Below are 16,462 nucleotides of genomic sequence, written 5' to 3' on the forward strand. Positions count from 1 at the left end.
TCTGTACATACAGATTAGCGGTTTTATTGTTAGTCAGCAGGGTTGCCAGACCGATGGTTCAGACCTGCCGATAAGGCAGGGCCGCCCTCGCCTCTTCGGCATACGCCAGAATCCCGACCCGTTCACGCTCAAGAAAATCTTCCACAGCGTTCTTCAACCCAGGGTGGCGCAGGTAGTGCCATGACCGCGTAATCACCGGCTCAAACCCGCGAATCAATTTGTGCTCACCCTGGGCACCCGCATCGAAGCGTTGCAGGCCGTGAGCGATGGCGTAGTCCATGCCTTGGTAGAAACAGGTCTCGAAATGCAGGCGGTCGAACTCCGCCAGGCAACCCCAGTAGCGGCCGTAGAAGCTGTCGCCACCGATCAGGCTGAAGGCCATCGCCACCGGGCGCGTGCCTTGTTTGGCCAAGACTACGCGTATGGCTGCGGGCATGCGCTCAGCCAACAGGCTGAAAAATGCGCGGGTCAGGTAGGGCGATTGCCGACGCACCGCGTAGGTGTTGGCGTAGCAGGCGTAAACAAAATCCCACTGGGATTCGCTCAGCTCATGGCCTTGCAACCACTCGAACTCGATACCCTGCCCTGCCACTTGTTCGCGCTCTTTGCGCATCTGTTTGCGCTTGCGTGAACTCAGGGCGTCAAGGAAATCCTGGAAGTCGCGGTAACCACGGTTCTGCCAATGAAACTGACAACCCAGGCGTTGCAACCAGCCGGGGTGTTGGGCCATGGCTTCATCGGCGAGGGCATCGGTAAAGTTGATATGGGCACTCGACAGGCCTTCGATCTCCAGATACCCCGGCAGGCTATTGAGCAATTCGAAAGCGTCTGCGGCACTGGCAGCCAACACACGCGGCCCACCGACCGGGCTGAAGGGCACGGCCGTCAGCAACTTGGGGTAATAGTCGATGCCGGCGCGCTCGCAGGCGTCGGCCCAGCCGTGATCGAACACGTACTCGCCATAAGAATGCCATTTGCGATAACCCGGCAATGCCGCCATCAACCGGTCGCCTTCCCAGTGCAGCAAGTGCTCCGTCTGCCAGCCCGAATGCGGGCCGACGCTGGCGCTGTCTTCCAGCGCACTGAGAAACCCATGCTGCATAAACGGCTGGGCCTGTGGCATCAGGGCATCCCACGTGTGCGCAGCGATATCGGACAGGCTGTCCAGGCGTTGCAGCGGCATCGGCATCCTCATCGTTTCTTGGCATGAAAACCTGGGGAGTATCGCTGATCACAGCCGCGCACACATCCTCAAAACACGCGGACAGACGTCAAAACCCTTAGTTCCGTAGCGTAACGATTTGTCATCTAGATGAAATCACTTAGCCACTACTCCGTCATAAACGGTCGCGATACTGACGCCAGTTTTTAGAGCGTCCGGGTCTACCGGGCGACATTTTTTCCGTCCGTCATGGGTCGGTTGTGTCCTGGAGGGTGTTGCCCTCCCTCCTCACTTTCGGAGATTGATATGCGTCTTGCTTCCACTAAAACTGCGGCGGTCCTGTGTGGCGGCCTGTTGCTGGCACTGAGCGTTCCGGCCAGCGCTGCAGTCGACGCTAAATTGCTCGACATGCTCAAGGCCAACGGCCAGATCACCGCGGCGCAGTACACCGAACTGCAAATGGAACTGGCCAGGGATCAGAAAGAGCAGCAGATCGCACGCCAGGCTCAACAAGAGACCAACGAGCAGATCGCGGCCACTGCGAAAAAAACCAACGAGCTGAGCAGCTTCGACCAGAAATTGGCTTGGGCAGCCAAGACCCAGTTCAAGGGTGACGTGCGCTTCCGCCAGGAAACCATCAAGATCGACGGCGAGCCCAACAACGGTGGGCGTGACAAGGACCGTCAACGTATCCGTGCCCGCCTGGGTGCCTACACCGAAATCAACCCGCAAGTGGACACTGGTATCCGTATCGCCACCGGCGGCGGCGATGATGCACGCTCCACCAACCAGGACCAGGATGGTTACTTCGATAAGAAGTCGATCTGGCTGGACCTCGGCTACATCGACTACCACCCGGACCAGATCAAGAACCTGCACGTGATCGGCGGCAAGATGCTGCAGCCGTGGGTGAACATGGGCGATGTGATCTGGGATAGCGACATCAACCCTGAAGGCCTGGCCGTCACCTACAAATACCCACTGGGTAGCAGCGCTGAGCTGTTCGGCAGCCTGGGTAACTACAACCTCAAGGACAACGTGGACGGTGACGGCGTGCAATTTCGCCATGACCTGCGCCTGACGTCCGGCCAGTTGGGCACGCGGTTCTCGGTCACCGACAACCTGAAAATGACCTTGGGCGGCAGTATCTACGCCTACAAGAATGACGAGGACAGCCGCTGCACAACCACCACCACGCCTTGCGCACTGGCGGTCAACGGCAACTCGGCCAACAATGAATTCCGCCTGTACGAAGGCTTTGCGCAAGCAGACATCGGTGGCCTGGCCGTGCCGCTGTCGTTCTACGGCCAATACGTGAAAAACAACGATGCGGTGACCGACCAGGACACCGCCTGGTTGCTGGGTGCCAAGTCCAAGGTGTTCGGTTTGAACCTGGACTACAACTACCGCGACGTTCAACGTAATGCTGTCGTAGGCGCCTTCACCGATTCGGACTTCGCCAACGGCACCACCGGCTCGCGCGGTCACAAGATGAAAGTCAGCTACGACATCGACAAGAACTTCGCCATTGGCGCCACCTACTTCCTGACCAAGGCTGACTTCGCCAGCCGGACCCAGCGGGATGCCGATACCAACACCTTGCAGCTGGATGCTGAAGCCAAGTTCTAACGCTTAACATGTAGGAGCGAGCAAGCTCGCTCCTACATGATGTCTTTACGCCGCTCGGCGGCCAGTTGTTCGGCCAGCGCATCAACACCCTCCACCGGCTCCTGCGGCATACGCTTGAGCGTTGCCTGCATCAGGCGCATCTGACGGATAAAGCGCCGGCAGTTCGGACAAAACATCAAGTGATGACGCACCAGCAGACGCTCCCGAAAGGTCAATTGCCCATCGAGATAGTCACTGGAACGCGCTACTTGTTCTTTACAGGTCAACATTCGCCCGTTTCCTCAAAATGCTCCACCGTGGCGAAGACTTTAAGCCGCGCTCGATGCAACAGCACACGGACGTTGGAGAGTGAAAGGGTCAGAAGATTACAGATTTCTTCCAGTTCCAGGCCCTGGCGCTCACGCAGGACCAGCACACTGCTTTGCAATTCGGACAAACTCAGAATCGTATGCTCCAGGCATCTGCGCAGTTCATCTTCGGTCAGCAGCGCTTCCGGGGTGTCCTGGTGCCAAGCGTAAGGGGCGACAGCCCAATGGCCATCATCCGGGCTGAAGCGGTCATCGCCAATGGTGCCGTGGGGTGAGGGCAAATCGTCGAGAAGGACTTCCCGACGATTTTGTTTGTAACGGCTCTTTGCGGAGTTGGCAGTGATCGTCAATAACCATGTCTTGAGGCTCGATCGCCCTTCGAACTTGGCCAGGTTGCGTACCACCGAGAGCCAGGCATCTTGCACCACCTCATCGGCATGGCGCTGGCCGACGATGGCATACGCCACTGCGCGCATTGCACTCTGGTAAGTGTTGACCAAATCCTTATAAGCCCGCTGCTCACCCTTGAGCAGGCGTTCAAGCAGGTGCGCATCGTCCGCTGCTGCCATCGATTACCTCAATATTGCCGTGGAAATACGCTCAATGTGGGAGCTGGCTTGCCTGCGATCCAGACAACTCGGTGATTCAGGCACACCGAGCCGATGCCTTCGCAGGCAAGCCAGCTCCCACAGTTGACCGCGCCCGGCCACACACTCAGCGCTTGCGCAGGATCACACTGCCAATCGAATACCCGGCGCCAAAGGAGCTGAGTACGGCAACCGCGCCCTTGGGCAGGTCATCCTGATAAGTGTGAAACGCAATCACCGAGCCGGCCGAGCTGGTATTGGCGTAAGTATCGAGGATCACTGGCGCTTCTTCCACCGACGCGTCGCGCCCCAGCAGTTTTTTCACGATCAGGTGATTCATGCTCAGGTTGGCCTGGTGCAGCCAGAAACGCTTCACATCAGTCACACTCAGCTGGTTTTCTGCCAAGTGCTCGCCAATCAATTCGGCCACCATCGGGCAAACATCACGGAATACCTTGCGGCCTTCCTGCACGAATAGCTTGTCGGGGGCGCCGATGCCCTCTTCCGCCGTGCGGTTTAGAAACCCGAAGTTGTTGCGAATGTTGTTGGAAAACTTGGTCAGCAGCTTGGTGCTCACCACATCGAACTGATGTTCGGACGTCGCCAGGTCAGCACGCTCCAGGATCACCGCCGTGGCGGCATCACCGAAGATAAAATGGCTGTCACGGTCACGAAAGTTCAGGTGGCCGGTGCAGACTTCCGGGTTGACCATCAGGATCGCCCGGGCCTGGCCCAACTGGATGCTATTGGCCGCGTTCTGGATGCCGAAGGTGGCCGAGGAACACGCCACGTTCATGTCGAAGCCGAAACCCTGGATACCCAAGGCTTCCTGGACTTCAATGGCGATCGCCGGGTAGGCACGTTGCAGGTTGGAGCAGGCGACAATCACGCCGTCGATGTCGGCGGCGGTCTTGCCGGCGCGCTGCAGGGCTTGTTCGGCGGCACCGATGGCCATCTGGCAAAGCACCGACCATTCGTCGTTGCTGCGCTCGGGCAGGCGCGGCGCCATGCGCTGCGGATCGAGGATGCCGTCTTTGTCCATCACAAAACGGCTCTTGATGCCGGATGCCTTTTCGATGAATGCCGCGCTCGACTCGGTCAGCGCCTGCACCTCGCCACGTTCGATAGCGGCGGCGTTGTCGGCGTTGAACTGTTGTACGTAGGCATTGAAAGACTGCACCAGCTCTTCGTTGGAGATGCTGTTGGCCGGGGTGTACAGGCCGGTGCCGCTGATGACGACGTTATGCACGGTCGTTCCTCTAAATCTGTCAGGCAGAAGGTATTGGTACCGTCGTACCAAAATTAAAGTCGTTTGATGTCATCCAGCGGGCATCAAACTAGCAATGCTTTTATTCAATCTTGTAACCGCGAAGTTTGCCACAACCCCGGGGGTTTGGCGCTATAGCGCCAGACAATCACCTCAATGGCCCTGCCCGGTTCTGAAACCGGGGTAATTTCAGGGCTCTACCTGACTCCACTGCTTGCTCAAGCGCTTATCGGAAATCGGCACTTTGGTGCCCAACTGCTGAGCAAACAGCGACACCCGGTATTCCTCCAGCCACCAGCGGTATAGCTCCAACTGCGGGTCGCGCTTGCCTTCCTGGGTGTGTTTGTTCAGGCGGTTCTGGTACTGCGCCCACAGGCCGCCCAATTCGCTGCTCCACACGCGGTCCTTTTGCACCTGGCTCGGCAGTTTTTCCAGGCGCAGTTCGATGGCCTTGAGGAAACGCGGCAGTTCCTTGAACCACTGGGCCGGGGTTTCCCGCACAAAACCTGGATACACCAGGTTGCTCAGTTGCTGCTTGATATCGTTCAAGGCCACGGCCTGGGCCAGGTCGATCTTGCCTTTGAAGCGTTTTTGCAGGCCGTGCCAGAGCTTCAGCACTTCCAGGGTCAGGCGCGCCAAGCGTTCGGCGTGCTCGGTCCAACTGCCGCGCTTGCGTTCAGCCAAGGCTGCCAGGCCAGCGCCGTCCCGTGGCAGGCTATCTTCGCCTTCAAGTACGCAGGTATCGAGGCTGGCCAGCAGGATGTCTTCCACCAGCGCGTCGATACGCCCCAGTTCACGGTACATCAAGCCCAACTCGGTCAAGCCCGGCAATTTACCGCGCAGGAATTTCGCCGGTTCCGCCAATTGCTGCATCAGCAGGCGCTGCAAGGCGCGACGGTGCTGGAACTCGGCTTCGGCGGCAGTCGAGAAGCGCCCCTCCTTGACCGTGCCGTTCTCTTCCACCAGTGCCGGGTACACCGTCATCGACAGGCCGGCGATGTTCTGCTGAGTTTTTTCCGCCACCGCCGCAAACACCTTGGCCTCCACCGGCTGCTGGCTTTTCGCGGTTTGCGGCAAGGCCAAGGCCGCCTGGCTGGCTTCGGCGAACCGTGCGGTGAGCTCGGCCAGGTCACGGCCTTCACCGAGGAACTTGCCCTGGCCGTCGACCACTTCCAGGTTCATCTTCAGGTGATTCTCCACCTGTTGCGCCGCCTCGGCCCACGCCTCATCGCTGACCCGCGCACCGGTCATGCGCAGCAATTCACGCCCCAGCGCCTGGGGCAGCGAGCCCTGGCCGAATTCGATGCGTTGCAGCGCGGCCTTGACGAAGTCCGGCACCGGCACGAAGTTTTTGCGCAACGCCTTGGGCAAGTTGCGCACCAGAGCGATGCACTTGGCTTCGATCAACCCCGGCACCAGCCACTCCAGGCGCTCGGCAGGCAACGCCGGCAACAAAGGCGCCGGCACCCGCAGGGTCACGCCGTCACGGGGGTGGTTGGGTTCGAAGTGGTAACTCAAGGCCAGGGCCAGGTCGCCCAAGTGCAAGGTGTCCGGGTAATGCGCGGCGGTGACTTCACTGGCCTCGCGGGCCAGTACGTCTTCTTCACGCATGATCAGCAGTTGCGGGTCTTTCTGGCTGTTGACCTTGTACCAACTGTCAAAGGTGGCGGTCTGGTGAATCTCTGCGGGCAGGCGCGCATCGTAGAAGGCGTACAGGGTTTCTTCGTCGGCCAGGATGTCGCGACGGCGGGCCTTGGCTTCCAGCTCGTCGAGTTGCTCCAGCAGTTTCTGGTTGGCCGTCAGGCACTTGGCACGGGACTGAATCTCGCCGCGCACCAGGCCTTCACGGATAAACAACTCACGGGACACCACCGGGTCAATCGGCCCGTAATGCACCGGCCGGCGCCCGACCACGATCAGCCCGAACAGGGTGATCTGCTCAAAGGCCACCACCTGGCCGCGCTTCTTCTCCCAATGGGGTTCGAAGTGGTTTTTCTTGATCAGATGCCCGGCCAGCGGCTCGATCCAGTCGGCGTCGATTTTCGCCACCATGCGTGCATAGAGCTTGGTGGTTTCCACCAGTTCGGCGGTCATCAGCCATTGCGGGCGCTTCTTGCCGATGCCCGAAGACGGGTGAATCCAGAAGCGACGCTGGCGCGCGCCGAGGTAATCGCCGTCTTCGGTCTTCTGGCCGATCTGGCTGAGCAAGCCGGACAGTACCGCTTTATGCAGCTTCGGATAGTCCGCGGGCTCTTTGTTGAGGCTCAGCTGCATGTCGCGGCAGATCAGGCTCAATTGACGATGGGAGTCGCGCCACTCACGCAGGCGCAAGTAGTTGAGGAAGTTTTTGCGGCACCAGTTGCGCAACGGGCTGGCGGTCAGTTCCTGGCGCTGCTCCTCGAAACCGCGCCACAGGTTGACCAACCCGGCGAAGTCCGAATCCGGGTCTTTCCACTGTGCATGGGCCTGGTCGGCCGCTTGTTGACGCTCCGGTGGGCGCTCGCGCGGGTCCTGGATCGACATGGCGCTGGCGACGATCAACACTTCCTGCAAACTGCCCAGCTTGGCCGCTTCCAGCAACATGCGGCCCATGCGCGGGTCCACCGGCAAGCGGGCAAGCTGGCGGCCCAACGGCGTGAGCTGGCTGTTGCGGTCTACCGCCGAGAGTTCTTGCAGCAGGTTGAAACCGTCGCTGATGGCCTTGCCATCCGGCGGTTCGATAAACGGGAAATCGGTGATCTCGCCCAGGCGCAGGTGCAGCATCTGCAGGATCACGGCAGCGAGGTTGGTGCGCAGGATTTCCGGGTCGGTAAATTCCGGGCGCCCGATAAAATCTTCTTCGCTGTACAAGCGCACGCAAATGCCCGGCTCAACCCGGCCGCAACGGCCTTTACGCTGGTTGGCGCTGGCCTGGGAAATCGCCTCGATGGGCAAACGCTGCACTTTGGCGCGGTAGCTGTAGCGGCTGATGCGCGCCGTACCGCTGTCGATCACGTAGCGAATGCCCGGCACGGTCAGCGAGGTTTCCGCGACGTTGGTCGCCAGTACCACGCGCCGGCCCGGGTGGGACTGGAAAATGCGCTGCTGCTCGGCCGGCGACAGCCGTGCGTACAACGGCAAAATCTCGGTGTGCTTGAGCTGGGCCTTGCGCAGCATGTCGGCCGCGTCACGAATCTCGCGCTCGCCGGGCAGGAACACCAACACGTCGCCGGGGCTGCGCCGTTCGCTGCGCTCATAGGCGGCGATTTCATCGAGGGTGGCGAGGATCGCCTGGTCGACGGTCAGGTCGTCCTCGACGCGGTTGCCCTCCTCGTCCTGTTCCAGGGTGAGTGGGCGATACCAGGTGTCCACCGGGAAGGTACGGCCCGACACCTCGACAATCGGCGCATCGTCGAAGTGCTTGGAAAAGCGCTCCAGGTCGATGGTGGCCGAGGTGATGATGACTTTGAGGTCGGGGCGGCGCGGCAACAGGGTCTTGAGGTAGCCGAGCAGGAAGTCGATGTTCAGGCTGCGTTCGTGGGCTTCATCGACGATGATCGTGTCGTAGCGCTCGAGGTAGCGGTCGTTCTGGGTTTCGGCCAGCAGGATGCCGTCGGTCATCAGCTTGATCAGGGTGTTGGAGTCACTCTGGTCTTCGAAGCGCACTTGGTAACCGACCAGCGCACCCAATGGCGTGGCCAGTTCTTCAGCGACGCGGCTGGCGACACTGCGCGCCGCGATCCGGCGTGGCTGGGTGTGGCCGATCAGGCCGAACTGGCCACGGCCGATTTCCAGGCAGATTTTCGGCAACTGGGTGGTTTTACCCGAACCGGTCTCACCGGCGATGATCAGCACTTGGTGCTTGTTCAGCGCGTCCTTGATCTCATCGCGCTTGGCGGCAATCGGCAGGCTGTCGTCGTAGCGAATCACCGGCAGGCTGGCGCGCCGCGCCGTGACCTGGGCGCACGATGCCTGCATGCGCGCCACCCACTGCGCCAGCTTCTCCTCATCGGGCTTCTTGCGCAGCTCAAGCAACTGCCGGCGCAAGCGGTGGCGGTCGGCGAGCATGGCGTGATCGAGGGTTTTGAGCAGTTGGTCGATGGTGGGTGCTTGGTCTGTCATCAGCTATTTCGACGGTCATCTATTTATGCACGGCCGGCAAGTGTGGCAGAAAAGCAGCCGAGCGGGCAGCCGGTTGAGCTGCAACGGGAGTAAACCGCTCCCACAGGGAGGGAATGGGTTATAGCGGGTCTTTTCGGCGGTAGGGGAACACGTCGATCACCTTGCCGGCACGAATCGCGTCCTGCAGGCCTTTCCAGTAGTCAGCGTTGTACAACTCGCCATGCAGCTCATCGAACAACCGGCGTTGCCCGGCGTCGGCAAACAGGAACGGCGGGAACTCTTCGGGGAACACATCCAGCGGGCCGATGGAATACCAGGGCTCGGAGGCCATTTCATCCTCGGGAGTGCGCGGCGCGGGAATATGGCGGAAGTTGGCTTCGGTAAGAAAGCAGATTTCGTCGTAGTCGTAGAACACCACGCGGCCGTGGCGGGTGACGCCAAAGTTCTTCAGCAGCATGTCGCCGGGGAAGATATTCGCCGCCGCCAGTTGCTTGATCGCCAGGCCGTAATCCTCCAATGCTTCGCGCACCTGAGCGGGGTTGGCGTTGTCGAGGTAGAGGTTGAGCGGGGTCATGCGTCGCTCGGTCCAGCAGTGGCGGATGAGCACGGTGTCGCCCTCCACTTCGACGGTACCGGCGGCGACTTCCAGCAGCTCGGCCAGGCACTCGGGCTCGAACTTGCTCAAGGGGAAGCGGAAGTCGGCGAACTCCTGGGTGTCGGCCATGCGCCCTACCCGGTCGACGCTTTTCACCAGGCGGTACTTTTCGATCACCGTGGCGCGGTTGACGTTTTTTGACGGCGAGAAGCGGTCCTTGATGATCTTGAACACCGTATTGAAACCCGGCAGCGTGAACACACTCATGACCATGCCGCGCACGCCGGGGGCCATGATGAACTGGTCATCGGTGGTGGCCAGGTGGTTGATCAGCGCGCGGTAGAACTCGGATTTGCCGTGCTTGTAGAAACCGATGGAGGTGTACAGCTCGGCAATGTGCTTGCCCGGCAGGATGCGCTTGAGAAAGCCAATGAATTCCGCAGGCACGGGCACGTCGACCATGAAATAGGAACGGGTGAACGAGAAGATGATCGACACGTCGGCTTCGTCGGTGATCAACGCATCGATCTGGATGCCTCGCCCTTCGCGGTGCAGCAGCGGAATCACCAGCGGCCATTGTTCGTCGCGGGTGTAGATGCGCCCCACGAGGTAGGCGCCTTTGTTGCGGTACAGCACCGAGGAAAACAACTCGACCTTGAGGTCCGGGTCCTTGCACACCCAATCCGGCAGGTTTTCCCGCAACTGGGCTTCGAGGCGGCGCAGGTCGGCGGGCAGGTCGGCGTAGGGCTCGCTGAAGCTGTAGTCAGAGAAGACCTGCGCCAGCATCTCCGCTATTTTACCGGCCGGCGTGTAGATACGGGTTTGCGCCGACCGCGCCCGGCGCAGGCTAGGCCGGGTGGTATGGATGAACATGCAGCCGTCACTGATCAGGTCATGGCTGAACAGGCCACAGAAGATCGAGTTGTACCAGGTCTCGGACAGCTCATCGTCAAAGCGCAGGTCGATCAAGCCAATATAAGCGCTTTTTACCAAGGGCCACTGGCCGATGTCCTGCAATCCCGCAGGGTCGAAACTGGCGCGCAGACGAGTAGTCACCTCAGCGACTTTCTCCTCATAGAGGTTGATGCGCGCCGCCGACGCGGCCTGCCCCTGCTGCCACTGGGCCTTCTCGAAACGCTCACGGGCGCCATCGGTGATCTGGCGGAAGTGCTCACGGTAATCGTCGAAACCGTCGAGGATCATCCGGGCGATAGCGAGGGCGGACTGCGACATGCGGGAAACCTCGAACGGGTATCTGGAAGCCCAGAGCTTAGCCAGTGAACCGAGGCAGGAGAAGAATGATTTTGCATGGGGGCAAACTGACTGCAATTAGCCATTGTGCCGACCTGCCCGCTGGGCAACACTTCTGCGCCCGATTGGCATAGGAGTTTTCCGTGAGACCTGTTGACACCCTGTATCTGCTGGGGCTGGCTGCCATCTGGGGCGCGAGTTTCCTGTTCATGCGCATCATCGCGCCGGAAATCGGCACGGTGCCCACCGCGTTTTTCCGCGTGTCGATTGCCGCCGCGGGTTTACTGGTGATCCTGGCGATGCTGCGCGTGAGCTGGGATTTCCAGGGCAAGTTCAAGACGGTCCTGCTGCTGGGCGTGATCAACTCGGGGATTCCCGCGACGATGTACTCGGTGGCGGCGCAGGTACTGCCAGCGGGTTATTCGGCGATTTTCAACGCCACCACACCGCTGATGGGTGTACTGATCGGCGGATTGTTTTTCAGCGAACGCCTGACGCCGTCGAAAATAGCGGGGGTGGCCTTGGGTCTGCTTGGTGTTGCCGTGCTCACCCGCGCAGGGCCGGTGGCATTTGATCTGGAACTGTTAATGGGCGCATTAGCGTGCCTGCTGGCGACCACCTGCTATGGCTTCGCCGGTTTCCTGGCGCGCCGCTGGCTGGATCAGCGCGGCGGGTTGGACAGTCGTCTCTCTGCCTTGGGCAGTATGCTGGGTGCTACGTTGTTTTTGCTGCCGTTCTTCGCCCTCAGCGCCATCACCCAGCCACCGGCGAGTTGGGGCGGCTGGCAGGTGTGGGTGTCGCTGCTGGGATTGGGGCTGGTATGTACGGCGTTCGCCTACATCCTGTACTTCCGCCTGCTGTCATCCATCGGCCCGGTCAAGTCGATGACCGTGACCTTCATGATTCCGCCGTTCGGCGTGTTGTGGGGGGCGTTGTTGTTGGATGAGCCGCTGTCCATGGCTCATCTGTATGGTGGTGTATTGATTGCCGGGGCGTTGTGGTTGGTGCTGCGCCGGGCCAAATAACTGTAGGAGCGAGCTTGCTCGCGAAAAACCCGAGAGCGCCCTGTTCATTCAGGACGCCCTCGTTATCGTTGACGTTCTTCGCGAGCAAGCTCGCTCCTACAAGGCTATTTTTCAGCTCTTACGGAACACGAAGACCAAGCCGACGATGATCAACGCCATTCCCAGCACGCTCAACAAGGCCAGGCGATTGCCAAAGATCAGGTAGTCCATCACCGCGGTCACCGCCGGCACCAGATAGAACAAACTGGTGACATTCACCAGGTTGCCGCGGGCAATCAGCCGATACAGCAACAGCGTCGCCAGCACCGACACCACCAAGCCCATCCACAGCACCGGCAGGTAAAAGCCTGCACTGTGCTCGAAGTGGAACGGCTGGAACGGCACAAACACCCCGCACAGCAACAGCCCGGCCAAGTATTGCAACGGCAATGTGCCCAAGGGGTTGTCGGTGATGCGCTTTTGCATGATCGAGCCAAACGTCATGCTCGCCAGCGCCAGCAGCCCGAACACCATCCCGGCCAGGGACATGCCCGCCAACCCGATGCCCTGGTACACCACCATGATCAAGCCAGCCAACCCCAACCCCAGGCCGAACAGCCGGCGCCAGGAGCGTTGGCGCTCCATCAGCACCACGGTGAGGATCGGCTGCACACCCATGATGGTCGCCATCACCCCAGGGGTGACGTTGAGGTCCAGGGCCAGCAGATAGAAAATCTGATAGGCCCCCAGCAAGACCAGGCCCGTCGCCGCCGCATACAGCAGCGGCTTGCCGGGACGTGGCAGCTTCAACTTGAGGAGCGGGACCAGCACTACCAACCCCATCAGGGCGATGGCAAACCGGATTAACAGAAAGGCAAAGGGCGAAGCATGGGCCAGGCCCAACTTGGAGAAGATCGCCCCGCTGCTCCACAGCAAGACAAACACGCTCGTCGAGGCCGCCGCGGCCACGGATTGTTTCGAAAGCACAGACATGGTTACCACCTGTTATCAGGCAAAAAAGCCGACTCAGTAAAAAACTGAATTTCAGTAGGTTTTTTCAGGCAGGCACGGGCAACAGCGAATCGCTGATCAGCCCGAAATGCCAACACCCGGCGGTGATACGACTGCGTACACCGGCGTGCTACTGACAGGTGGGGGGTAATGACTGATCTGCGCAGGCTGCTTGCCACGGCACGGCACGACCACGGCGTTGACCGCTGAATCGACTACCGCTATGCGCTGGGAAGCTGGCATGTGCTGATCTTTTTGAAGGGATATAAAGACGCGACGACTATAACCAGCCGCAAACATACTTTGCAATCCTTTCCCCCTTGCCTTGTACATGGAGGCGTTTTCATGCCCTGGAACCTGGCCACTCGCTATAATGCCGCCCGGATTTTTCGAAGGATTTCACATGACTGCTTTGCCCTGGCTGTACCTCACCCTACTTTCCATTGGCTATGTCGTGGCTTTGATCTACGGCCAACTGGGCGTACTGGCGGCGGTCTCCATCGCACTGCTGCTGGTGGCCGGGTACGCCGTGCGCCAGCAACGCAACCCTTGGGCACGCTACTTGGGCCAAGGCTTGTTTATCGTCCTGGCCCTGGGCCTGGTGATGCACTGGCTGCCGGGTTTCTATAACGGCCGCGGTATTGCGCCCCAGCGTTTAACTCCGGACTCAGTGCCCTTCTCGATGTACCTGAACCAGGACAAGCCCCTGATCGGCTTCTGGCTGTTGCTGGCCTGCCCGTGGATAGTGGCGCGACGCTCATTGCGCCTGTCGATCTGCGTCACCGCCCTGGCACTGACCCTGACCGCCATCGCCGTATTGGGTGGAGCCGCACTGATGGGAATGATCAGTTGGGCACCGAAATGGCCGGACCAGGCATGGCTGTGGGTACTCAATAACCTGCTGCTGGTGACGCTGGTGGAAGAAGCGCTGTTTCGTGGCTATGTTCAGGGCGGCCTGAGCCAACGCTTCAAACACTTGCCCTACGGCGAGAACCTCGCGCTGCTGCTGGCCTCGCTGTTATTCGGCCTGATGCATTGTGGTGCGGGTTGGCAATGGGTGACGCTGGCCAGTATTGCCGGGGTCGGTTACGGCCTGGCGTATCGCTTTGGCGGGCTGGGCGCGGCGATTGCCACGCATTTTGGCTTGAATCTGCTGCATTTCGGCTTGTTCACCTACCCGATGCTGGCCAGCTAAGCCTGCCCGACTGTAAGAACGAGCTGTTGTGGCGAGGGAGCTTGCTCCCGCTCGGGTGCGTAGCGCCCGCAAGTTGTTTGGGGCCGCTTCGCAGCCCAGCGGGAGCAAGCTCCCTCGCCACAGTCGGCACTCTGCTCCCAGGATTGTTGCAAAAATAAGTTAAATAAATACCCAGCATGGCCGATACCCCCTGAAAGCCTTGCGGATTGAACAATCATGCGTAATAACCAACCCGTTACCCAGCGCGAACGTACCTTCCCCGCTCAGCAACGGTTGATCTCCACCACAGATGCCAAGGGTGTCATTACCTACTGCAACGACGCGTTTGTCGAAATCAGTGGGTTCACCCGCGACGAACTGGTCCGTGCTCCGCACAACCTGGTGCGTCACCCGGATGTGCCCTCGGCGGTGTTCGCGCACATGTGGTCCACGCTCAAACAAGGCTTGCCATGGATGGGCATTGTCAAGAATCGCTGCAAGACCGGTGACCACTACTGGGTTAACGCCTATGTAACACCGGTGTTCGACGGCAACCAGGTGATCGGCTACGAATCGGTGCGCATCAAGCCCACCGCCGAGCAGATCCGCCGGGCCGAAGCGCTCTATCAACGCATCAACCAGGGCAAGTCGGCGATTCCCCAGCGCGACAAATGGCTGCCGGTGCTGCAGGACTGGCTGCCGTTTATCCTGGTCAGCCAACTGAGCTTCATGATCGGCGCCACCCTCACCTCCCAGTGGGGCTTTGCATTGGCGGCAGCGTTGTCGGTGCCGTTGGGCCTGCTGGGCCTGAGCTGGCAACAGCGCGGCCTCAAGCGCTTGCTGCGCCTGGCCGAGCAGACCACGTCCGACCCGCTGATTGCGCAGATGTACACCGACAGCCGTGGCGCCCAGGCCCGACTGGAAATGTCGATCCTCAGCCAGGAAGCGCGTCTGAAGACCTGTCTTACCCGCTTGCAGGACACCGCCGAGCACCTCAACGACCAGGCGGCGCAATCCAACACCCTGGCGCATAACAGCTCCAGCGGCCTGGAACGCCAGCGCGTGGAAACCGAACAGGTGGCCACTGCGGTAAACCAGATGGCGGCGACCACCCAGGAAGTCGCCAGCCACGTGCAGCGCACCGCCGACGCCACTCAGGAAGCCAACCGCCTGACCGGTCGCGGCCGCGATATCGCCGGGGAAACCCGCGAGGCGATTCAGCGGCTTTCGGCCGCCGTTGGCGAGACCGGCGTGACCGTCACGCAACTGGCCAAAGACAGCGATGAAATTGGCGGCGTTGTCGATGTAATCAAGGGCATCGCCGACCAGACCAACTTGCTGGCGCTCAACGCCGCTATCGAAGCAGCGCGTGCCGGTGAGATGGGCCGTGGTTTTGCGGTGGTCGCCGATGAAGTGCGCCAACTGGCGCAGCGTACGGCCGAATCCACCGGGCAGATCCACACCCTGATCGCCAAGCTGCAACACACGGCGGCTGCGGCCGTGCAAACCATGGACGCCGGGCATCGCCAGGCTGAAGAAGGTGTGGCGCGGGTGATGGAAGCGGACCAGGCATTGGTGGGCATCAGTGAGGCGGTGGCCAATATCACCGACATGACCACCCAGATTGCCGCGGCCACCGAAGAGCAAAGCGCCGTGGCCGAGGAGATCAGCCGCAATATCAGCACCATCGCGTTGTTGGCGGACCAGACCTCAGAGCAGGCGATGAACTCGGCGCAGTTGAGTGAAGAGCTGACGCATACGGCGAATACTCAGTACTCGCTGGTGGAGCGTTTTAACCGGTAGAACGTCAGGGGCTCACTTTCTGCAACAAGTGAGCCCCTTGCAGATGGCTATTACCTCATAATCTCTTCATCGCAAAGCGTTCTATAAAACTGTCAATTCTCACAGTTAATCTTTGAACGCCTCCCTCCTTATAGTGTGAACCTGTCAAACAGGAGCACACCGTCATGTCCCGGTCTACCGACTCAAATAGCGCCCTGCATCCATTCCCAAAAACCATGGGACGTGTGCAATGGACTGAAAAATCATCAAACAACGAAAGAACACTGGAAGGCTGGGTCCTCCCACTGCACCTATCCGAATACAATAATCAGTATTGGGTCAAGTTGACGCTCCAGTCCCCAGACACTCAACAATCACTGTTACTGAAAATACCTTGCGACTCCATAAGCACATCACCTAACAAATCAATCCAGCAAACCCCGGAAGCTTTCGCCCATATGTACGGCGGCCGCGAAAACTGAGTGCAACACCTGACCTTTCCGGTACGGTGCTGCCCCTATGTCCTATTCCGAACTCAGCGTCGAAGAGCGCGCCATCATTCAACTCAGTCAAGCTCAAGGCTTCAGCCTG

Annotated in this window: 11 protein-coding genes; 4 read left to right on the top strand and 7 right to left on the bottom strand. The window is 60.1% G+C overall.

The annotated features are described in order from the left end of the window. Nucleotides 1-58: 58 nt before the first annotated feature. Complete coding sequence (locus tag JJD66_RS09420; RefSeq protein ID WP_200648013.1) at nt 59-1,183, bottom strand: GNAT family N-acetyltransferase; 1,125 nt, start codon at nt 1,181-1,183, stop codon at nt 59-61. Between the two features lie 285 nt (nt 1,184-1,468). Here JJD66_RS09420 and JJD66_RS09425 point away from each other — a divergent pair, with 285 nt between their 5' ends. Beyond that, complete coding sequence (locus JJD66_RS09425; protein WP_003193136.1) at nt 1,469-2,791, top strand: putative porin; 1,323 nt, start codon at nt 1,469-1,471, stop codon at nt 2,789-2,791. Between the two features lie 32 nt (nt 2,792-2,823). On the opposite strand, the gene JJD66_RS09430 is transcribed toward JJD66_RS09425, so the two are convergent. The 5 genes from JJD66_RS09430 to aceK all read right to left on the bottom strand — a co-directional run bounded on the left by JJD66_RS09430 (nt 2,824) and on the right by aceK (nt 10,882). Continuing rightward, on the bottom strand, nt 2,824-3,060 hold the full coding sequence (locus JJD66_RS09430; protein WP_014719432.1) for an anti-sigma factor family protein: 237 nt from the start codon (nt 3,058-3,060) through the stop codon (nt 2,824-2,826). Continuing rightward, nucleotides 3,054-3,668, bottom strand: coding sequence for an RNA polymerase sigma factor (locus JJD66_RS09435; RefSeq protein ID WP_198714643.1), 615 nt, complete (start codon nt 3,666-3,668; stop codon nt 3,054-3,056). The genes JJD66_RS09430 and JJD66_RS09435 overlap by 7 nt, the downstream gene beginning before the upstream one ends. A 145-nt stretch (nt 3,669-3,813) precedes the next feature. Next, entirely contained in the window at nt 3,814-4,935 is a 1,122-nt protein-coding gene (locus JJD66_RS09440) for a beta-ketoacyl-ACP synthase III (protein WP_105227714.1), read from the bottom strand. A gap of 207 nt (nt 4,936-5,142) precedes the next feature. Then, nucleotides 5,143-9,054 (bottom strand): ATP-dependent RNA helicase HrpA, encoded by a 3,912-nt coding sequence (gene hrpA, locus JJD66_RS09445; RefSeq protein ID WP_200648014.1) that lies wholly within the window; start codon nt 9,052-9,054, stop codon nt 5,143-5,145. 118 nt (nt 9,055-9,172) lie between these two features. Next, on the bottom strand, nt 9,173-10,882 hold the full coding sequence (gene aceK / locus JJD66_RS09450; protein ID WP_200648015.1) for a bifunctional isocitrate dehydrogenase kinase/phosphatase: 1,710 nt from the start codon (nt 10,880-10,882) through the stop codon (nt 9,173-9,175). A 161-nt stretch (nt 10,883-11,043) separates the two neighbouring features. Between aceK and JJD66_RS09455 the strand changes: the two genes are divergently transcribed. Continuing rightward, nucleotides 11,044-11,925: a DMT family transporter gene (locus tag JJD66_RS09455; RefSeq protein WP_200648016.1), complete on the top strand. Its 882-nt coding sequence runs from the start codon at nt 11,044-11,046 to the stop codon at nt 11,923-11,925. A 111-nt stretch (nt 11,926-12,036) separates the two neighbouring features. On the opposite strand, the gene JJD66_RS09460 is transcribed toward JJD66_RS09455, so the two are convergent. Then, entirely contained in the window at nt 12,037-12,897 is an 861-nt protein-coding gene (locus tag JJD66_RS09460) for a DMT family transporter (protein WP_072447446.1), read from the bottom strand. A 421-nt stretch (nt 12,898-13,318) separates the two neighbouring features. Here JJD66_RS09460 and JJD66_RS09465 point away from each other — a divergent pair, with 421 nt between their 5' ends. Together JJD66_RS09465 and JJD66_RS09470 are read left to right on the top strand one after the other, a co-directional pair. Beyond that, nucleotides 13,319-14,110, top strand: coding sequence for a CPBP family intramembrane glutamic endopeptidase (locus JJD66_RS09465; RefSeq protein ID WP_200648017.1), 792 nt, complete (start codon nt 13,319-13,321; stop codon nt 14,108-14,110). A gap of 216 nt (nt 14,111-14,326) precedes the next feature. Then, nucleotides 14,327-15,892, top strand: coding sequence for a methyl-accepting chemotaxis protein (locus JJD66_RS09470; RefSeq protein WP_200648018.1), 1,566 nt, complete (start codon nt 14,327-14,329; stop codon nt 15,890-15,892). The last annotated feature ends 570 nt before the right edge of the window (nt 15,893-16,462 follow it).

Origin of the sequence: Pseudomonas sp. MF6751, assembly GCF_016613265.1 — a bacterium.
In the GTDB taxonomy this organism is placed as follows: domain Bacteria; phylum Pseudomonadota; class Gammaproteobacteria; order Pseudomonadales; family Pseudomonadaceae; genus Aquipseudomonas; species Aquipseudomonas fluorescens_BV.